Raw genomic sequence first — 19916 nt, forward strand, 5'->3', positions numbered from 1 at the left:
GGCGGGTTCTCAGTCGAGGAAGGCGCCCAGCGCGGCGAGGAAGCCCTCCGGCCTCTCCGCATGGACCCAATGGCCGGCGCCCTTCACGGTGGCGAAGCGCGCCGCCGGAAACAGCGTGCGGAACAGGGGGCGGTGCTCGGCGCGGATGTAATCCGAGGTCTCGCCCGCCATGATCAGCGTCGGGCCGGGATAGCCGGCGCCGTCGGAGCAGGGCGGCGCGGCCTCGATCACGGACAGCGCCGCGGCGGTCTGCGCCAGGCCGTTGCACCAGGCCGGGACGGCGCCGCCCAGGTCCAGGTTTTGCAGCAGGAAGCCCCGCACGCCGGGACTGGGAATGGCGGCCGCGAGGCCGGCATCCGCCTGTCGCCGCGTCAGGCCGGGGGTCAGCGGCAGGGCCAGCATGGCCTCGGCATAGGGCCGGAAGGCCGGTGGATAGTCCACCGGCGCGATGTCCACGACGACCAGCCGGGCGACGAGGTCCGGGCGGGTCAGCGCCAGCGTCATCGCCACCTTGCCGCCCATGGAGTGCCCGAGCAGAATGGCCGGGGTGGCGCCTTCCGCCGCCAGGGTCTCCGCCACATCCGCGGCCATGGCGGGATAGCTCATCTCCGCATCGTGCGGCGAGGCGCCATGGTTGCGAAGGTCCAGCGCCAGGACGCGGCGCGAGGCCGCCAGCGCCCTCTGCACCCCGGCGAAATTCTGCGCCTGCCCGAACAGCCCGTGCAGCAGGACCAGAGGCGTGCCGCCCTCTCCCATGCCGACGCTCCGCAACCGCATCGCTCCCCCCTCACCCGCGCGTGGCGACGATCACGCTGCTGCCGATCAGCAGCCCGCCGATGATCACGTCCATCCCCAACGGCTCGCCCAGCCAGAGCGTGGAGACGATGACGCCGATCGCCGGCGCCAGCAGGAAGCCCACGGAGGAGACCGCGCCCGGCAACCTCCGGCCGGCCTCGATCACCGCCCAGGTGCCGAGCGGCGCGACGATGCAGCCGACGGCCAGCGCATGCGGCCAGGCGCCGGGGCCGATGCCGCCCCCCGGCTCCATCAGCAGCGCCATCGGCACCAGGACCGTCCCGCCCAGCAGGAAGCACCAGGGCAGGTTCTCCAGCATGGTCGCGCGGGGCGGCACCCGGCGGGTGACGATGATGGCGCAGGACCAGAGCAGCGCCGCCAGCACGAGCATGCCGTGGCCGAGGAGCACGCCCGGCTCGCCCCAGTCCACCGCCCAGGGGCCCGCCAGGGCGGCGACGCCGGCCAGCCCCAGCCCCGCCGCCAGCCAGCGCCCGGGCGAGATCTGCTCGTGCAACACCAGGACCGAGAGCGGCACCAGCCAGTAGATGGTCACATTGGCCAGCACGGCGGTCCGCCCGGCTGGAACCAGCGCCACGGCCAGATGGCTGAGCGCGAAGAAGCCGCCGAGCTGCAGCAGGCCGACCGCCAGCACCGCCGGCCAGTCGCTCCGCGCCGGCAGGCGCAGCCGGCGCAGGATCAGCAGCGCCACCCCGGCGACCAGCGCGCCGAGCAGCGTGCGGGAGACCGCGAACCAGAGCGGCGTGGCATCCGCCAGCGCCGCCTTGGTGATCGGCCAGGCGCCTCCGAAGAGGGTGACGGCGATGAGGAGGAGCCGGAGATCGGCGAGGCGGAGCATCCGCAGGTCAGTGGTCGGCGACCGCCAGCATGATCTTGCCGATGTGTGTGCTGCTCTCCATCAGGGCATGCGCGGCCGCGGCCTCGGCGAGCGGGAAGACCTTGTGGATCAGCGGCCCGCTCTCGCCCCGCGCCAGCAGCGGCCAGACCCTGGCCTCCAGCTCGGCGGCGATCGCGCCCTTCTCGGCGGTGGTGCGCGGGCGCATGGTGCTGCCGGTCACGGTCAGGCGCTTCAGCATGATCGGCCGCAGGTCCACCTTCTCCGCCTCATGTCCCTGCAGGAAGGCGATGATGACCAGCCGGCCGTCCTTCGCCATGCAGCGCAGGTTGCGCTGGAAGTAGGCGGCGCCGACCATGTCGAGCAGCACGTCCACGCCCTCCTTGTCGGTCAGGCGGCGCACCTCCTCAAGGAAGTCCTGGGTCCGGTAGTTGATCGCGGCATCGGCGCCGAGCTTCAGCATCGCGGCGCATTTCTCGTCGCTGCCGGCCGTGGCGAGGACACGCGCACCGAAGGCCTTGGCGAGCTGGATGGCGGTGACGCCGATGCCGGAGGTGCCGCCATGGATCAGCACCGTCTCGCCCGCCTTCAGCCGGCCATGGCCGAACAGGTTCGCCCAGACGGTGAAATAGGTCTCCGGCAGCGCCGCCGCGCGGATGGCGTCGAACCCCGACGGCCAGGGCAGGGTCTGCGCCTCGGGCGCGGTACAGTACTCAGCATAGCCGCCGCCATTGGCCAGGGCGCAGACCCGGTCACCCGGCTTGTAACGGCGCGCCTCGGCCCCCACGGCGACGACCTCGCCGGCGACCTCGAGGCCGATCACCGGACTGGCGCCGGGCGGCGGGGGATAGAGGCCCTTGCGCTGCTGCACGTCCGGCCGGTTCACCCCGGCCGCGAGCACGCGGATCAGCACCTCATCCGGCCCCGGCCGCGGCAGGGGGCCGCGCGCAGGAACCAGCACCTCGGGCCCGCCGCCCTCCCCATGGGTGATGAACGTCATCTCCTGCGGCGGCTTCGTCATCGGCGTCCCTTCCTCGCGCAGATATCATCCTGCGGAGGCGGAGGGTCGGCGCCACGGGAGGTTCCGTCAAGCGGCGCGGACCATCTGTCACCGAAAAGGCACGCGGCTGTTGCACGGCGCGCGCGGTGGCCCCAGCATGGGCCTCCGCCCGCCCTGCCGGAGGGGTCCATGCCGCCAGTCTGCCGCCGCGTGTTGCCGGGGCTTGCCCTCGCGCTCGGAGCATGGCCGCGCCGGTCCGCGCGGGCGCAGGCACGCGCTTCCGCGGCGGAGCTGCGGATCGGCGCCATCTATCCCTCCTCCGGCCCCTTCGCCCTTCTGGGCGATGAGAGCTTCCGCGGCCTGGAGCTGGCGGTCGAGGCCCGCAACCGCCTGGGCGGGGTGCAGGGCCGGCCGCTGCGGCTGGTGCGCGCGGAGGCGGCGGACGCGGCGCAGGCCGGCGAGGCGGTGCGGCGCCTCTCGGCCGCGGGCCCCGAGCGCGTGGCGGCGATCTTCGGCACCGGCGCGTCGGTCCTCTCCGCCGCCGCGACCCAGGCGGCCGAGCTGCAGGGCATGCCCTATTTCGAGCTGGGCGCCACGGCGGATTCCATCACCGGGCGCGGCTTCCGCCATGTCTTCCGCACCTGCCCGCATGCCGGCGACCTCGCCCTGCTGTCGCTGCGCGCCGTGTCGCAGCTGGTGCCGGCCCTCTGGCCCGGCGAGGGCGGCGAGCCGCGCATCGCGGTGCTGCACGAGGATGGCCTCTGCGGCCGGGCGGTGGGCGGGCTGCAGGAGGCGGGGCTGCGCGGCGCGCCCGGACTGCTGGGCCGCTTCCCCTATGTGCCGGGCGGGCAGGACCTGCCGGCGATGGTGCAGCGGCTGCGCGCCGGCCACGCCCGCTTCCTGCTGCACACGGGGCCCGCCGGCGAGGTGCTGACGCTGTTCCGCGCGATGCGTGAGGCGCAGTGGCGCCCGGCCATGGTGATCGGCGCCGGGGCCGGATACAGCCTCGCCGATACCGCGCAGGCGATGGGCCGGGCCTTCGAGGGCGTGATGAGCGCCGACGTGCCGCCTTATGCCGCGGCCGGGCCGGCCGGCGAGGCGGCGCGCGAGCTGGCCGAGGCCTATACCGGCACCTACGGCCATCCGCCCCGTTCCGGCCACAGCCTGGCCAATTGCGCCGGGGCGACGCTTTGCCTGGAGGCGCTGCACCAGGCCGGCTCGCTGGAGGCGGGGCGCATCCGGGCGGCGGTGCTGGCGCTCGACATCAGCGCGGCGGAAGGCCCCTTCGGCTGGGGCGCGGCCTTCGATGAGGCCGGGCAGAACCGGCGCGCGCCCCTGGTGCTGTCACAGTGGCAGCACGGCCGGCTGCTGCCGGTCTTTCCCGCCGAAGCCGCCGCCGCGGCCCCGCGGCCGGAACTGGGCTGAGAGCGCGCCGCCCTGGCATCCGCGGTGCCAGGGCGGCGGAAAGGTTCAGTCGGCCTTGATGCCGGCCTCCTTGATGATCGGCTCCCACTTGGCGATCTCATCCGTCAGCCACTTCGCGGCGGTCTGCGGCGTGGTGTCGCTGCGGGTGGTCATGGTCAGGTCGGCGAGGCGTGCCTTCACCGTGTCCATCGCCATCACCTTGTTGATCACCTCGTTGAGCTGCTGGACGATCGGCTGCGGCGTGCCCGCCGGGGCCAGCACCATGTGCCAGGTATAGGCCTCGTAGCCCGGCACGCCGGCCTCGTTGAAGGTCGGCATGTCCGGCAGCTGCGGGATGCGCTCGGCGGAGGAGATGGCCAGGCCGCGCACCTCGCCGCGCTGGACGAAGGGCAGCGCGCTGTTGGCCACGTCGAGCATCATCGCCACCGTGCCGTTCAGCAGGTCCGGCATGGCGGCGGCCGAGCCGCGATAGGGGATGTGGTTCACCTTCAGCCCGCCGGCCTGCTTCAGGAACAGCTCGCTCGCGAGATGCAGCGCGGCGCCGTTGCCGGTGCTGGCGTAGTCGAACTTGCCGGGATTCTTGCGGAACAGCTCGATCAGTTCCTGCAGCGTCTTCGCCGGCACGTCCTTGTTCACCATCATCAGCATCGGGATGGTGCCGACCATGGCGACGGGCGCGAAGTCCTTCACCGGATCGAAGGGCAGCGTCGGGTAGATGGCGCGGATCGCCGCCTGGGCGATGGTGGTGTAGAGCAGCGTGTGCCCGTCCTTGGGGGCCTTGGCCACGGCATCGGCGCCGACCACGGTGCCGGCGCCGGTGCGGTTCTCGACGATGACGCGTTGCGGCAGGGTCTTCGACAGTTCCTCCGCGATCAGCCGGGCTGGGATGTCGGTCGGGCCGCCGGCCGAGAAGGGCACCACCAGGCGGATCGGCTGGTTCGGCCAGGCCTCCTGCGCCCGCGCCGTGCCGGGGAGCAGGGCGGGCATGGCCAGCGGCGCGGTCAGGGCGGCGCCCGCGGCGAGGAGAGTGCGGCGAGACATCGTCATCAGTTCTGATCCCAGGATATTCTCAGACAGGCTGCCATATTTGCACGCCTGTCACGTCGTGGCCAGGAGCGCCGGCCGCCGCGCGGCCTCCCCTGCCCCCGCCGGCGCGGCGCCACGGCCGCCCTCGCCGCCGATCCGCTGCCCGCTCCCGCTGTCGAAGAAATGCAGGCGGGCGGTGTCGAAGCCCAGGCGCAAAGCGGCGCCCCGCGCCGGGGCCAGCTCCGCCGGCCGGTGCAGGGCCATCGCCGCCCCGCCCGCCAGCCGCGCGTGCACCAGCAGGCTGGCGCCGAGATCCTCCACCAGCGCCACCTCGGCCTCCAGATCCCCCTCCCCCACATGCTCGGGGCGGATGCCCAGGGTCACCGCCTGCCCGGCCGGCAGGCGAAGCGGCAGCGGCACCACCACGCCCCCCTCCAGGCGGAGCCCGGCGCCGTCCGGCGTCACCGCGCCCGGCAGAAGGTTCATCGCCGGCGTGCCCAGGAAGCCGGCGACGAAGAGGCTGGCCGGCGCGGCATAGACCTCGCGCGGGCGCCCCTCCTGCTCCACCCGGCCGCCCCGCATCACCACCAGGTGGTCCGCGAGCGTCATCGCCTCCTGCTGATCGTGCGTGACCAGCACCGAGGTGGCGCCAAGCTGCTCGTGCAGGCGGCGCAGCTCGAGCCGCATCTGCACCCGGAGCTTGGCGTCGAGGTTGGAGAGCGGCTCGTCATAGAGGAAGACGCGCGGCCGGCGCACCATGGCCCGGCCCATGGCCACGCGCTGCCGCTGGCCGCCCGAGAGCTGGCCCGGCCGCCGATCGAGCAGCGCATCGAGGCCGAGCGCCGCCGCCGCCTCCGCCACCCGCGCCTGCCGCTCGGCCCGCCGCACGCCGCCCACCTTCAGCGGATAGCCGATGTTCTCCGCCACCGTCATGTGCGGATAGAGCGCGTAGTTCTGGAAGACCATGGCGCAGCCGCGGTCCTTCGGCTCCCGCTCGTTCATCCGCGCGCCGCCGATGCGCAACTCGCCGCCGCTGATGCCCTCGAGCCCGGCGATCATGCGCAGCAGCGTGGACTTGCCGCAGCCCGAGGGGCCGAGGATGACGGTGAAGGCCCCGGGCGGCAGGACGAGATCCAGCTCGTGGATGGCGATGCTGGCGCCGTAGCTCTTGCGCGCGGCGATGAACTCGATGGCGGCCATGTCTCACTTCTCCGTCTGCACCAGGCCGCGCACGAACCATCGCTGCATGAGCACGACGATGGCGAGCGGCGGCAGCATGACCAGCAGCGCGCCGGCCATGACGATGTTCCATTCCGGCAGGCTGTCGCCGCGCGGCACCATGCGCGCGAGCTCGACCATCACCGTCGCGCGGTCGGGCTCCGTCGTCACCAGCAGCGGCCAGAGGTACTGGTTCCAGGAATAGACGAAGAGGATGGTGGCGAGCGCGGCCATGGTGGTGCGCGAGAGCGGCATCAGCACGTCCCGCAGGAAGCGCAGCGGCCCCGCGCCATCCATCTTCGCGGCCTCCACCAGCTCCTCCGGGATGGTCAGGAAGAACTGGCGGTAGAGGAAGGTGCCGGTGGCGGTCGCGACAAGCGGCAGCACAAGCCCCACCGTGCTGTTCAGCATCTGCCATTCCAGGCTGACGCGGATGCCAGCCACGGCCTCGATCAGCCCGGTCAGCCCGGTCACGTCCAGGATCGCCTGGAACGGCCGCAGCGCGTTGGCCGCCACCGCGTAGGTCGGCACGATGCGGACCTCCAGCGGCAGCATCAGCGTGATGAAGATGATCCAGAACACCACCATCCGCGCCCGCCATTCGAAGAAGACGATGGCGAAGGCAGCCAGCATGGCGAGCGCGATCTTGCCGATGGTGACGCCGAGCGCGACGCCGAGGCTGGTCAGGAAGCGCTGGGCGAAGTGGCCGCGCTCCCAGGCCGCCACGACATTCTCCCAGAGATGCGCGCCGGGCAGCCAGTTGATCGGCATGCGGTTGACCCCGGCGAGGTCATGCGTGGCGGCGACGAAGGCGAGCCAGACCGGCAGCAGCAGCGACAGCGCCGAGAGCGCCAGCAGCAGGTGCGTGGCCAGATCCAGCCAGGGGCGGCGTTCGACCATGATGCGTCCCCTTCAGCGGTAGTGCATCTTCCGCTCGACGAAGCGGAACTGGATGAAGGTGAGCGCGACGACCAGGCCCATCAGCACGATGCTCTGCGCGGCCGCGCCCGAGTAGTCGAGGCCTTTGAAGCCGTCGGAATAGATCTTGTAGACCATGAGGTCGGTCGCGCGGGCCGGACCGCCGGCGGTCATGATGTCCACCAGGCCGAAGCTGTTGGTGAAGCTGTCGGTCAGGTTGATGATGACGAGGAAGAAGAAGGTCGGCGCCAGCAGCGGCATCTGGATGTCGCGCATGCGCCGCAGCGGCCCGGCGCCGTCCATCGCCGCCGCCTCGTTCAGCCCGCGCGGGATGGATTGCAGGCCCGCCAGGAAGAAGACGAAGTTGTAGGCGACGAGCTGCCAGGCGCCGGCCAGGATCAGCATGAGCAGGGCATGCGTGCCGTTCAGCGACGGGTCCCACAGGCCCGGCATCATGGCGTTGAACAGGCTGAAGACGCCGGCGCGCGCATCGAAGACGAAGCGGAAGATCATGCCGATGGCGGGCGCGGCGATGGCGTAGGGCCAGATCAGCGCCAGGCGCCAGCCGCGGCTGCCCGCCACCTCGCGGTCGACGAAGAGCGCCAGCAGCAGGCCGATGCCGATGGCCAGGGCCGAGGTCGCCGCCGCGTAGAGGATGCTGACCCGCACCGAGGACCAGTAGTGCTGGCTCGAGAAGACCTCGGCGAAGTTCTGCCAGCCGACCCATTCCCGGCCGCCGCCCCAGGGCTGTTCCAGGGTGAAGGCCCATTGAAAGGCCTCCCCGGTCGGCCAGTAGAAGAAGACGAAGATGATGAGAAGCTGCGGCAGGACCAGCATCCAGGGCAGCCAGGGCGAGCGGAAGGTGGCGCGGCGTTGCAAGCGAGGTCATCCCCGATCGGGTCAGGAGAGAGCCGCGCGGGGGGATGCCTCCCCGCGCGGCGGCGGCGTCAAGGCAGGCTCTTGCCGCGATAGGTCTGCTCGAAGCGGCGGAGCAGCTTGTTGCCCTCGCTCTCGATGGCGTCCAGCGCCTGGTCCACCGTCTTCTGGCCGGCGAAGGCGGCCTGCATCTCGCTGGCGTAGAGGGCACGCACCTGCATGAAGTTGCCGAGGCGCAGGCCGCGCGAATTCTCGGTGGGCTCCGTCGCCAGCAGGGATTCGACGGCGATGTCGCGCCCGCGATTCTCGGGGCGGTCATAGAAGCCGCTGGCCTTGATGCCCTCGTAGCCGGCGCGCGTCACCGGGATGTAGCCGGTGTTCTGCGCCATGAAGAGTTCCTGCTGCGGCTGCGCGATGAAGTTCAGGAAGGCGGCGGCGCCCTTGTACTCCTCCGCCGGGCGGCCCTTCAGGACCCAGAGCGAGGCGCCGCCCACCATGCTGTTGGTGCGGCTGTGGCCCTCGTAGAGCGGCAGCATGGCCGGGGTCCAGTCCAGCCCCTGCTTCTGCGTCCGGGTGATCGCGGCGTGGTTGGCGATGGAGGACATCATCATCGCGCAGTCACCCGAGGCGAAGCTCTCCGGCAGGTTGCGGCCACCCTGCCGGGTGCGGACCTGGATCAGCCCTTCCTTGTACCAGTTGTACAGGGTGTGGGCGTGCTGGCGGAACAGCGGGGCGATCCTGATCTCGGCGTCGAGCCCGCCGAAGCCGTTGCCCTTCGTCGCCATCGGCAGATTGTGGATGGCGTTGAACTGTTCCCAGTGCTGCCAGGAATCGAAGTCGATCGCCATCGGGCAGGCATGGCCCTGCGCCTTCAGCGCGCGCACCGCGCGCTCGACCTGCTGCCAGGTGGCGGGCGGCGCCTCCTGCCCGACGGCGCGATAGGCGTCGCGGTTCCAGTACATGACGGCGGTGGAGGAATTGAAGGGGAAGCTCAGCATCTCCCCCTTGCTGGTGGCGTAGTAGTTGCCGATCGAGGAGATATAGTTGTCCCACTTCACCGTGTAGCCGTTCTGGGCCATCAGCTCGCGCGCCGGCACGTACTGGCCGGAGAGCATCAGGTCGGTCGTGCCGACGTCATAGACCTGCACGATGGTCGGGTGCGCCTTGGCGCGGAAGGCCGCGATGGTGTTCTGCAGCGCGTCCTGATACTCGCCCTGGCCGGTGCAGACGATCTCGAACTCGGTCTGCGAGGCGTTGAAGTTCCGGCAGTACTGCTGCATCACCTCGCCGAGCTGGCCGGAGAGCCCGTACCACCAGTTGAACTTCTGCCGCTGCTCCTGCGCCTCAGCGCCCGTGGCGCCGAGAGCGATGGCCATCGCGGCAATCAGCGCCGTCCTGCGGAAATGCATGATCCCGCTCCCCTTCTCTAGATCGGGGGCGGGACTTAACGGCTTCGGGTGACAGAGGCTTTTCGGTTGCGTGACGCTCTGGAGACACTCAGCCGGGCGGCGTGCCGACCAGCTCCGCGTAAAGCGCCGGATCGGTGGCGCCCTCGGTGCCGAACAGCAGCACGCGGCTGTCGGCGGAGAGGCCCAGCGCGTCGCGCGCCGCGGGGTCGGCCACCGCCAGCAGCAGGCCGGCCAGGCCGGCGACGGCGCTCTCCCCCGCCACCACGGGCGGCGACTGGCGCGCCAGCAGCCGCATGCCATCCACCGCCGCCGCGTCCGGCACGGCCATGAAGGCGAAGGCCGCCCGCTCCAGCTCCTGCCAGGCGAGCAGGCTCGGCTCGCCACAGGCCAGCCCGGCCATCAGCGTGTGCAGGTCTCCGGTGACGGTGGACGGACGGCCAGCCTCGGCGCTGGCCAGCAGGCAGGCGGCCTGCTCCGGCTCGACCACGACCAGGCGCGGCACCGCCTCGCCGTACCGGGCGCGGGCCTGGGCGGAGACCGCCGCCGCCACGCCGCCGACGCCGCCCTGGATGAAGATGTGCGTGGGCGGGGCGGGCAGCGCCGCCATGGCCTCCTCGGCCATCAGCCGGTAGCCCTGCATGACGTCGCGCGGAACCTCGGTATAGCCGGGGTAGGAGGTGTCGGAGACGACGAACCAGCCCTCCCGCTCCGCCGTCGCCGCCGCCACGCGCACGGCGTCGTCGTAGTTGCCCGGCACCACGCGGATCTCGGCGCCGTAGGCGGCGATGGCCTCGCGCCGGCCCGGACTGACCGCCTCGTGCACGAAGATGACACAGCGGGCGCCGCAGCGCTGCGCGCCCCAGGCGACGGAGCGGCCGTGATTCCCATCGGTGGCGCAGGTCACGGTGACGTCCGCCGCCGCGCCGGCATGCCGTCCCGCCATGAGGTCCGCCACGCTGGCCGATTGCGCCACGCCGCGCCGCGCCAGCTCCGACACCAGGAGCCGCGCCACGGCATAGGCGCCGCCCAGGGCCTTGAAGCTGCCCAGGCCGAAGCGCCCGCCCTCGTCCTTGTAATGCACCGCGGCGAGCCCTGCCTGCCGCGCGATGGCGTCGAGCGCGCGCAGCGGCGTCACGGCATAGCCGGGCCAGGCCGAGATCTCGGCGGCGGCGCGGCGGAAGCCGCTCTCGGGCAGGACCACCACGCCCGGCGTGCCGGGGTTGGGGTTCAGGAACAGGCGGAAGGGATGCTGGGCGATCATGATGCCGGCCAGTCTGCCGGTATCGCGCACCGCCGTCCACGCCGCCTCAGCGGAACAGGTTGGTCCGCACCAGTTCCATCACGGCGTCGCCCCGGCCATTCATGACGGCCCGCGCGGTGTAGAGGCTGAAGCCCTTCATCTGCTCCAGGGTCAGCTTGGGCGGCATGGTCAGCTCCTGACGGTTCACCACCACGTCCAGCAGCGCCGGGCCCGGATGCGCCAGCACGGATCGGACGGCATCCTCCAGCGCGCCCGGATCCTCCACCCGAAGGGCGAAGGCGCCGGCGCCGCGCGCCATGGCGGCGAAGTCCGGATTGACCAGTTCCACCCCCGTCTCCAGCAGGCCCGCCGCCTTCATCTCGAGCTCGACGAAGCCCAGCGAGCCGTTGTTGAACACCACCACCTTCACCGGCAGCCTCTCCTGCGCCAGCGTCAGGAAATCGCCCAGCATCATGGCGAAGCCGCCGTCGCCCGAGAGCGTCACCACCTGCCGGCCGGGAAAGGCCGCCTGCGCGCCGATCGCCTGCGGCAGGGCATTGGCCATCGAGCCGTGCACGAAGGAGCCGAGCAGGCGCCGGTGGCCGTTCATGCGGAGATAGCGCGCCGCCCAGACGGTGGGCGTGCCGACATCGGCCGTGAAGACCGCATCCTCCGCGGCCTGCTCGCTCAGCACCCGCGCCAGGTGCTGGGGGTGGATCGGCGGCCTGCCGGCGCTGCCCTGGGCCAGCTCGTCCAGCTCCTCGCGCGCCTTGCGGTAGTGCTTCAGGCAGGCGTCGAGGTAGCGGCGGTCCTGCTTCACGGCGAGCCGCGGCAGCAGCGCCCGCAGCGTGGCGCCGACATCGCCGACGAGGCCGAGGTCGATCCGCGTGCGCCGGCCCAGATTCTCCGGCCGCAGGTCGATCTGCGCCACCCGGGCATCCTCCGGGTAAAACTGGCGGTAGGGAAAGTCGGTGCCGAGCATCAGCAGGGCGTCGCAGCCCATCATGGCGTGGTAGCCGGAGGAGAAGCCGATCAGCCCGGTCATGCCGACATCGTAGGGATTGTCGTATTCGACGAAGTCCTTGCCGCCCAGCGCATGCACGATGGGCGCCTTCAGCGCCTCGGCCAGTTGCAGCAACTCGGCATGCGCCCCCTGACAGCCCCGGCCGCAGAGCAGCGTCACCTTGCCAGCGCCGTTCAGCAGGTCGGCCAGGCGGTCGAGGTCGGTCTCCCCGGGGCGCGACAGGGGCGCCGGCGGCAGCAGCGCCTCGGCGGTCGCGCGCGCCGGGGCCGCCGCGGCCCGCATCGCCACATCCCCCGGCATCGCGACCACGGCGACGCCGCGCCGGCCGACGGCGGCGCGGATGGCCAGCTCCAGGGTGCGCGGCATCTGCGAAACATCGGAGACGGTCTCGCAATAGACGCTGCACTCGCGGAACAACGCCTCGGGCCGGGTCTCCTGGAAGTAGCCCGAGCCGATCTCGGGGCTCGGGATCTGCGCGGCGATGGCGAGCACGGGGGTGCGCGAGCGGTGCGCGTCGTAGAGGCCGTTGATCAGGTGCAGATTGCCCGGCCCGCAGGAGCCGGCGCAGACCGCCAGCCGGCCGGTGAGCTGGGATTCCGCCCCCGCCGCAAAGGCCGCCGCCTCCTCGTGCCGCACATGCACCCAGTCGATGCGCCCCTGCGCCCGCAGCGACTCCGTCAGCGCGTTGAGGCTGTCTCCCACCACGCCATAGATGCGCTCCACCCCGGCGGTGGCGAGGGTCTCGGCGAAGATGTCGGCGACGGTCGGCTGAGCCATGGCATGCACTCCCTGAGAGGACCTTCCAGCCAACGCCGCCGGCGTCCCCGCGTTTGCATGGCCGGCAGGCGTTGCTGCAATGCAGCATGCACATCCTGCGGCCTGGCTCGGCGCGGGCCGCCCCTCCCGCCGGGCAGTCCTGGGTGGCACCCGGCGGCGGTTGCGCCACCCTGGCCGCTGGCCCAGAACCGGCGCCGAAGCAGGAAGCGGAAGTCCCCGATGTCCGATACCGATCCGGCCCTGATGACGGCCGAGCAGCTCCTCGACCTCTATGCCCGCCGCCGCCTCTCGCCGGTGGAGGCGCTGCAGGCGGTGCTCGAGCGCGTGGCCCGCTACAACCCCTGGGTCAATGCCTTCGCCGTGCTGAACCCGCGCGCCCTGGCCCAGGCGGGGGAGTCGGCGGCGCGCTGGGCCGCCGGCCGGCCGATCGGGCCGCTCGACGGCGTGCCGGTCACGGTCAAGGACGTGATGGACCTTCAGGGCTTCCCGACCCGGCGCGGCAGCAAGACCACGGACCCCCGGCCCGCCGCCGGGGACGCCCCGGCCGTGACCGGGCTGAAGGCGGCCGGCGCCGTCATCTTCGGCAAGACCACCACCACCGAGTTCGGCTGGAAGACGCCGGGGGACAGCCCGCTCCACGGCATCACCCGCAACGTCTGGAATCCGCAGCGCACGGTGGGGGGGTCCTCCTCCGGCGCGGGAGCGGCGGGCGCGGCCGGCTTCGGGCCGCTGCATGCCGGCACCGATGCCGGCGGCTCGATCCGCATCCCGGCCGCCTATTGCGGGCTCGTCGGCCTGAAGCCCAGCCACGGCCGTGTGCCGCAATGGCCGCAGGACCTCTTCCCCGGCGGCTTCGGCCAGCTCTCCTGTGCCGGGCCGATGACCCGTTCGGTGCGCGATGCGGCGCTGATGCTGTCCGCCATGGCGCAGCCGGACCTCCGCGATCCCTTCTGCCTGCACGAGGAGCCGCGCGACTGGCGCGAGGGGATCGAGCGGGGCGTGGCCGGGCTGCGGGTCGCCGTGGTGCGCCGGCTCGGCGCCGCGCCGCCGGTCGATGCCGAGGGCGAGGCGGCGGTGCTGGCGGCGGCGCGCCTGCTCTCGGAACAGGGCGCCCTGGTCGAGGATGCCGACCCCGACCTGCCGGACACCCGGGCGGCCTTTGGGCGGATCCGGGGCGCCGCCCTGGCGCGGCAGGTCGCCGCGACGGCCCCCGAGAAGCGCGCCCTGCTCGATCCCGGCCTGCTGGAGGTGGCGGGGCGCGAGGCCGGCCTGTCCGCCCTCGACCTCATGGCGGCGGAGGCGCTGCGGGCCGAGGCGGCCCACGCCATGGCGCGCTTCCACCAGCGCTACGACCTGCTGCTCTGCCCGACCACGCCGACCGCCGCCTTCGATGCCGACGCGCCGACCGTGAAGCCGGCCGAGGCGCTGTGGCGCGACTGGGCGCCCTGGACGCTGACCTTCAACCTGACGCGGCAGCCCGCGATCACCGTGCCCTTCGGCCTGGACGAGGCGGGCATGCCGCGCGGGGTGCAGATCGCTGCGGCGCAGCTGCGCGACGATCTCTGCCTGCGGGCCGCGCGGGTGCTGGAACTGGCCACCGCCCCGCCCGTCGCCCGGCCGGAGGCGCAGGCCTGCGCCGGTCATCACCACCATCATTGACGGTCCCGGCGCCGGGAGGCGGTCCGCCGGACCGCCTCAGTGCATCGCGGTGGCCTTGCGGCAGGCCTCCCGGAGCGCCGCCTCCAGCTCGTGCATGGCGAAGGGCTTGGCCAGGAAGACCAGGCCCCCGCGCAGCTCCGGAGGCAGGTCGATCGAGCTTTCGGCGTGGCCGCTGGCCAGCACCACCGGCAGCGCGGGATGCAGCGCCCTGGCCTCGCTGGCCAGCGCCAGCCCGCTCATGCCCGGCAGGCTGAGATCGGTGACCAGGACGGCGGGCGCCGGGTGGCTGCGCAGCCAGGCCAGCGCCGTCTCGCCGCGATCCGCCTCCTCCGGCACCAGGCCGAAGAGCTCGGCCATCTGCGCCAGGTTCATGCGGATCAGCGGATCGTCCTCGACCAGCAGCACGACCTCGCCCTCGGGCCAGCCCTCGGCCTGACCGGCTTCGCCCGCCGGCGCGGCGCCGCCCGCCCGGCCGGCCGGCGCGGCCAGCCGCGGCGAAGGCTCCTCAGACGGCTCCTTCGGCGGCTCCCCCGGCGGCCCTTCGGATGGACCGCCGGGAAGGGCGCGGCGGAGGTGCCGCGCCAGATCCTCCTGGCGATAGGGCTTGCTCAGCAACTGCACGCCGGGGTCCAGCCTGCCGTCATGGATGAGCGCGTCCGCGATATAGCCTGACGTATAGAGCACCTTCAGCCTCGGCATCATTTCGCAGGCCCGGCGCACCAGTTCCGGCGTGCGGATCGGCCCGGGCATGATCACATCGGTCAGCAGCAGGTCGACATGCAGCCCGCTCGACAGGACGGTCAGCGCGGCCGCGGCGTCCTCCGCCTTCAGCACCCGGTAGCCGAGATGCCGCAGCATGTCGACCACCGCCTCGCGCACCTCGGCATCGTCCTCGACCACCAGGATGGTGCCCTGGCCGCTCGGCGCGGGCGCCGCCTCCTCCGGCGGTGCCTCCGGATCGGCCGCCGACAGGCTGCGCGGAAGATAGAGCCGGACCGCCGTGCCGTGTCCCGGCGCGCTGTGGATCCGCACATGGCCGCCGGACTGCCGCACGAAGCCATAGACCTGCGGCAGGCCGAGCCCCGTGCCGTGCCCCTCCGACTTGGTCGTGAAGAATGGCTCGAAGACACGCGCCAGCACCTCCGGCCCCATGCCGATGCCATTGTCCTCGACCGCGAGCAGCACGTGATCGCCCGCCGGCGGATCCGCGCGCTCCCGGCCGCGGATCTCCTCCGCCGTGGCATTGGCCAGCAACAGGACCAGACGGCCTCCCTCCGGCATGGCGTCGCGCGCGTTGATGGCGAGGTTGAGCAGCGCGTTCTCGAGCTGCGCCGGGTCGATCCGCGTTGTCCAGAGGTCCGGCGCCACCCGCGTCTCCACGGCGATGCGTTCGCCGAGGGTGCGGCGTAGCAGTTCGGCGGTCTCCTCCACCAGCCGTCCGAGATGCAGGACGCGCGGCGCCAGCGGCTGCCGCCGGGCGAAGGCCAGGAGTTGCCGGGTGAGCTGCGCGCCGCGCTCGGTACCGGAGCGGGCATGGCGCAGCTGCCGGCGCGCCGTCTCGCTGCCGCCGATCTGCATCGCCAGCAGATCGAGGTTGGTGCTGATCACCTGCAGCAGGTTGTTGAAGTCGTGCGCGATCCCGCCGGTGAGCTGGCCGATCGCCTCCATCCGCTGCACCTGGCGGGCGCGCTCCTCCTCCCGCTCCCGCCGCGTCACGTCGATGCAGGTCAGGACGAATCCCCTCTCCGGCATCGGATTGCGATACACCTCCAGGATCCGCTCGCCCCGGCGCGCCACCAGGGGCCCGGCCCGGCCCTCCCCCGCCAGGAAGATCCCGGACGCGCCGGCGCCGCGCCCCAGTTCCAGAGCCTCGAAGGCGGCGCGGGGCGTGCCGGCGCGCATCAGCCCGGCCGGCAGGTCCAGCAGTTCGGCGCAGCGCCGGTTCCAGGCGACCAGGGCGTCCCCCGCATCGAAGGCGAGAATGCCTTCCTGGCTGCTCTCCAGCGTCGATTGCAGCACCGCGCTCTTGGCATCGAGCGCCGCCTCGGCGAGGCGAAGCCGCCGGTTGCCGCGCATCATCAGCAGGCCTCCGCCCAGGATGATCGCCACGGCCATCAGGAAGGCCACCACGCCCAGGAGCAGATTGCGCCGGTCGCCCGCCTCGGTGAGCGCGCTACTCCTCTCCAGCTCCGCCCGCCGGGTCGCCAGCAGCTCGTCGATCAGGGACTGGATGGCCTGCGTGCCCTCGCGCCCGTCATCCTGCTGCATCCTGGCGCGCGCGGCCTCGAAGCCATCCCGGCGGACGATGGCGAGGCTGTGGGTCAGGGCATCCTGCCGCAGATCGGTCCATTCCTCCAGCCGCGCCACCAGGCTGCGTTCGCGCGGGCTGAGCGGCTCCATCCGACGGAGCTCCGCCAGGCGGGGCGGGATCCGCCTCATCGCCGCCTCGTAGTCGCCGAGGTCGCCGGCCCGTTCGGTCAGGATGAAGCCGCGCAGGCTGGTCTCGGCATCGTGCAGGTCGGACCACAGGGAACGCGCCACGTCGGCGGCACGGAAGCTGCGCCGGTGGGCCTCCCGCATGTCCCGGAGCTGTTCGCTCCACTGCGCCATGAGCAGGGCGCTGAGCGAGAGGCCCAGAAGCGCCACCGCGCAGGCCAGAACCGGCAGGCGCCGCCGAAGCTGCATGGCTGTCTCCCGTTGGGCGGTCGAACCGGCCGGCCGCATCTTGCCGTTCCGGCGCCGGGGCGTCCATGCCTTCCCGCCACCCGCGGCTTCGGCCACCCTGGCGCCCTTTCGAGGCAGAGGAGAGTCGCATGAGCGATCTGGAATCCCGCATCGCGGCCTGGCTGGCCGGGCGCCAGCAGGAGATGCTGGACGAGCTGGAGGCCATGGTGAACACCGATGGCGGCAGCTACGACAAGGCCGGGGTCGATGCGGTGGGCGAGCGCGTGAAGGCGTTCTGCGGCCGCCACGCCATTCCCGTCGAGGTGATCCCCGGCCGCGATTACGGCGACTGCCTGCGCGCCACCGTGGCCGGAGAGGCGACGGGGGCCGGCGGCGCCGGCAATGCGCGGCGCAACATCGTGCTGATGGGTCACCGCGACACCGTCTTTCCCAAGGGCGAGCCGGCGCGCCGGCCCTTCCGCGTCGAGGGCGGCATCGCCACCGGCCCGGGCGTCTGCGACATGAAGGCGGGACTGGTGCAGAACATGTTCGTCCTGGCCGCCTTCCAGGCCTGCGGCGGGGCGCCCGGACCGCTGGTCGGGCTGTTCACGGGGGATGAGGAGATCGGCTCGCCGGAAGGGCGGCCGGTGATCGAGGCCGAGGCGCGGCAGGCCCGCGTGGTCTTCAACAGCGAGCCCGGCCGGCCCTCGGGCGGCGTGGTGACCGGCCGTAAGGGCGGCGTCTTCATGGTGATGGACATCGCCGGCAAGGCCGCGCATTCCGGCGGCAACTTCGAGGCCGGCATCAGCGCCATCGAGGAGCTGGCCTGCAAGGTGCGGGCGATCCATGCGCTGACCGACCTGGCGCGCGGCATCACCCTGAATGTCGGGCTGGTCTCGGGCGGGCAGAGCGTCAACACCGTCGCGCCCTGGGCGCAGGGGCAGATCGATCTGCGCTATGTCGAGCCCGCCGACCGCGACATGGTGATGGGCCGCATCCACGAGATCGTGGAGCGGAGCTTCGTCCCCGGCACCAGCGCCCGACTGTCGATCAAGGGCGAGTTCCTGCCGCTGGCCCGGAACGCCGGCACCGAGGCGGTCTTCGAACTCTACCGGGCGGCGGCGGCCGACAGCGGCTTCGAGACGGCGGGCGAGTTCACCGGCGGCTGCGCCGACAGCGGCTTCACCGCCGCCCAGGGCGCGCCGACGCTCTGCGCCGTCGGGCCGGTCGGCGGCAAGGCGCACAGCCCCGATGAGTATCTGGAGGTCGCGAGCATGGTGCCGCGGGCCCAGGCGCTGGCGCGGGCGATCCTGCGGCTGGAGGCGGCGAACCTCTGAACCGCCGGCCCTGTGGCCCGGCCGGGCGGCACCTCACCCGGTGCCGGCCGCCTGGCCGCAGCCCTCGCCCTGGCGGCGATAGACCTGCAGCCCATCGACCACGGCGATCTGCCGGTAGCGGGCCCAGACGGCGGCGAAGCCGGCATTCGCCTGGGACAGGATGGCGGGGTAGTTCATCGCCTCCCCCCGCCGGTCCACCACGACGAGGTCCGGGCAGCCCTCCATGAAGTCCTGCACCACCCAGTGGCGGATCGGCCATTCCTCCGGCGCCACACCGTCCTGTCGCGCCTTCCAGATCTCGCCGCGCAGCGCCCACATGGAATCGAAGCGCGAGGCCCAGGTCACGTTGGTGTCGTTGATCACCGGAAAGCCGAGGCCGATCCATTCGGAGAAGGCGACGTAGCTGCGCACCTTCTCGCGCCGGATCAGCCGCTCCAGCCGGACCTCCGTGGTGGTGTCCGGCTCCACCGCGAGCACCAGGCGCTCATAGAGGCGGCCGGAGGTCTGCGCGGCGAAAAGCGTCAGGGGCGCCAGGGCGGCCAGCAGCAGGACGGGCCGCAGACGCGCCGCGCCGGCGCCGCGCCGCAACGCCTCGATGACCCAGCAGAGCAGCGCGAAGGTCACCATCATCAGGGCGGGGATGCGGTGGTAGAACCAGTTCTTGCCGTCCAGGAACATGACGATCGTGGCGGCGGCGGCGAAGCCGGTCAGGACCAGCAGCAGGCTGAACAGCGGATCGCGCCGCGGCGTCACCGCCAGCAGCAGGGCACAGACGGCGAGGCCGGCCAGCAGCAGGCGCGATTCCCGCAGCAGCACCCAGAAGCTGGAATCCGTGCCGCCATAGAGGGTCAGCGCCAGCGGCACGGCGCGCTCCACGAAGGCGGGATAGAAGACCAGGATGCTGGCCGCGTAGAGCCCGGCGACGGCGAAGGCGGCGATCGGCGAGAAGCGGATGCGGAAGCCCCGGTGCAGCCAGCCGGCCAGCTCGATCACCGCCAGCCCCAGCAGGTAGCGCGGCTTCAGGGCGCAGCCCAGCCCCGCCAGCGCCCCGGCGCCGAGCGCGAGGCCGCGCCGGACCGGCAGGCCTTCCAGCTTGCGGACCAGCAGCGCCAGATGCGGCAGCACGGCGATGACCATGAGGTGCTCGCGCTGGCCGAACTCCACACCGGGCATGGCGAGCAGCACGCAGGCGATGGCCGCGAAGGTCGCCACCGGCTGGGCGAAAAGCGGCGCCACGCCCCGCAGCAGCCGCGCCGTGCCCCAGGCCGAGCCGAGGGCGGCGGCGGCGAAGAGCGGCAGCGCCACCTGCTTGGCGGTGAGCCCGAGCGCATCGGCGATCATCACCGGGATGGCGCTGACCCAGACGATCAGCGGCGGATTGACCTCGACGATGTCGATGTAGAGCTCCTCGCCGCGCAGCCATTGCCGGGCCACCCAGAGCAGCCAGGCGACGTCGTCCTTCATCGGCGAGCGGAGCAGGGCGAAGAGCACGAGGCCGAGGGTCGCGCCCACCAGGCCCAGGCAGATCCAGCGCAGCCGCGTGTCATCCCGCAGGCGTTGCTCGCCGCGAGGAAGCTCCCCTGGCGCGCCCGGCAAGCTGTAACTCACGTCACCAACCCCCTGTCGCCCCTCGGGGCTTCGATTCGCGGCCATGCGGCGGCAGCCGGATGGCTAAGCTCTCATTTTGGTGAGATT

15 protein-coding genes are annotated in these 19916 nt (G+C 72.4%); 3 read left to right on the plus strand and 12 right to left on the minus strand.

Features of this window, described 5'->3' with window-relative positions; translation table 11 throughout:
• Nucleotides 1-9: 9 nt before the first annotated feature.
• Genes ACVMLK_RS02730 through ACVMLK_RS02740 form a run of 3 tightly spaced genes read right to left on the minus strand, consistent with a single transcriptional unit; the run spans nucleotide 10 to nucleotide 2669 of the window.
• Nucleotides 10-777 (minus strand): alpha/beta fold hydrolase, encoded by a 768-nt coding sequence (locus ACVMLK_RS02730; RefSeq protein ID WP_457485544.1) that lies wholly within the window; start codon nucleotides 775-777, stop codon nucleotides 10-12.
• Nucleotides 778-787: 10 nt separating this feature from the next.
• Nucleotides 788-1651: a DMT family transporter gene (locus tag ACVMLK_RS02735; protein WP_198367397.1), complete on the minus strand. Its 864-nt coding sequence runs from the start codon at nucleotides 1649-1651 to the stop codon at nucleotides 788-790.
• Between the two features lie 7 nt (nucleotides 1652-1658).
• The gene (locus ACVMLK_RS02740) at nucleotides 1659-2669 is read right to left on the minus strand and encodes an NAD(P)H-quinone oxidoreductase (protein ID WP_198367398.1); all 1011 of its coding nucleotides are present in this window, start codon (nucleotides 2667-2669) and stop codon (nucleotides 1659-1661) included.
• A gap of 168 nt (nucleotides 2670-2837) precedes the next feature.
• On the opposite strand from ACVMLK_RS02740, the gene ACVMLK_RS02745 reads away from it, so the two are divergent.
• On the plus strand, nucleotides 2838-4073 hold the full coding sequence (locus ACVMLK_RS02745; protein WP_457485545.1) for an ABC transporter substrate-binding protein: 1236 nt from the start codon (nucleotides 2838-2840) through the stop codon (nucleotides 4071-4073).
• 45 nt (nucleotides 4074-4118) lie between these two features.
• Here the strand turns inward: ACVMLK_RS02745 and ACVMLK_RS02750 are convergent, their stop codons facing one another.
• From ACVMLK_RS02750 to poxB, 7 genes are all read right to left on the minus strand, one after another.
• The gene (locus ACVMLK_RS02750; RefSeq protein ID WP_457485546.1) at nucleotides 4119-5120 is read right to left on the minus strand and encodes a Bug family tripartite tricarboxylate transporter substrate binding protein; all 1002 of its coding nucleotides are present in this window, start codon (nucleotides 5118-5120) and stop codon (nucleotides 4119-4121) included.
• Nucleotides 5121-5171: 51 nt separating this feature from the next.
• Nucleotides 5172-6299, minus strand: coding sequence for an ABC transporter ATP-binding protein (locus ACVMLK_RS02755; protein ID WP_457485547.1), 1128 nt, complete (start codon nucleotides 6297-6299; stop codon nucleotides 5172-5174).
• A 3-nt stretch (nucleotides 6300-6302) separates the two neighbouring features.
• The gene (locus tag ACVMLK_RS02760) at nucleotides 6303-7217 is read right to left on the minus strand and encodes an ABC transporter permease subunit (protein WP_422923334.1); all 915 of its coding nucleotides are present in this window, start codon (nucleotides 7215-7217) and stop codon (nucleotides 6303-6305) included.
• Nucleotides 7218-7229: 12 nt separating this feature from the next.
• Nucleotides 7230-8114, minus strand: a complete 885-nt coding sequence (locus ACVMLK_RS02765; protein WP_457485548.1) for a carbohydrate ABC transporter permease — start codon at nucleotides 8112-8114, stop codon at nucleotides 7230-7232.
• Nucleotides 8115-8182: 68 nt separating this feature from the next.
• The gene (locus ACVMLK_RS02770; RefSeq protein WP_457485549.1) at nucleotides 8183-9520 is read right to left on the minus strand and encodes an extracellular solute-binding protein; all 1338 of its coding nucleotides are present in this window, start codon (nucleotides 9518-9520) and stop codon (nucleotides 8183-8185) included.
• A gap of 88 nt (nucleotides 9521-9608) precedes the next feature.
• Nucleotides 9609-10811 carry a diaminopropionate ammonia-lyase gene (locus ACVMLK_RS02775; protein WP_457485550.1) on the minus strand — a complete coding sequence of 401 codons (1203 nt, stop codon included), beginning with the start codon at nucleotides 10809-10811 and terminating at the stop codon, nucleotides 9609-9611.
• Nucleotides 10812-10827: 16 nt separating this feature from the next.
• Nucleotides 10828-12561 (minus strand): ubiquinone-dependent pyruvate dehydrogenase, encoded by a 1734-nt coding sequence (gene poxB / locus ACVMLK_RS02780; protein WP_198367404.1) that lies wholly within the window; start codon nucleotides 12559-12561, stop codon nucleotides 10828-10830.
• 219 nt (nucleotides 12562-12780) lie between these two features.
• On the opposite strand from poxB, the gene ACVMLK_RS02785 reads away from it, so the two are divergent.
• A complete protein-coding gene (locus ACVMLK_RS02785) occupies nucleotides 12781-14220 on the plus strand; it encodes an amidase (RefSeq protein WP_422923326.1) in 1440 nt (479 codons plus the stop codon).
• Between the two features lie 36 nt (nucleotides 14221-14256).
• Here the strand turns inward: ACVMLK_RS02785 and ACVMLK_RS02790 are convergent, their stop codons facing one another.
• On the minus strand, nucleotides 14257-16905 hold the full coding sequence (locus ACVMLK_RS02790; protein ID WP_457485551.1) for a response regulator: 2649 nt from the start codon (nucleotides 16903-16905) through the stop codon (nucleotides 14257-14259).
• A gap of 128 nt (nucleotides 16906-17033) precedes the next feature.
• Here ACVMLK_RS02790 and ACVMLK_RS02795 point away from each other — a divergent pair, with 128 nt between their 5' ends.
• On the plus strand, nucleotides 17034-18221 hold the full coding sequence (locus tag ACVMLK_RS02795) for a M20 family metallopeptidase (protein ID WP_457485552.1): 1188 nt from the start codon (nucleotides 17034-17036) through the stop codon (nucleotides 18219-18221).
• Between the two features lie 33 nt (nucleotides 18222-18254).
• On the opposite strand, the gene ACVMLK_RS02800 is transcribed toward ACVMLK_RS02795, so the two are convergent.
• Nucleotides 18255-19829, minus strand: coding sequence for a hypothetical protein (locus tag ACVMLK_RS02800; RefSeq protein ID WP_198367408.1), 1575 nt, complete (start codon nucleotides 19827-19829; stop codon nucleotides 18255-18257).
• Between the last annotated feature and the right edge of the window lie 87 nt (nucleotides 19830-19916).

This window comes from Teichococcus aerofrigidensis (assembly GCF_054073225.1).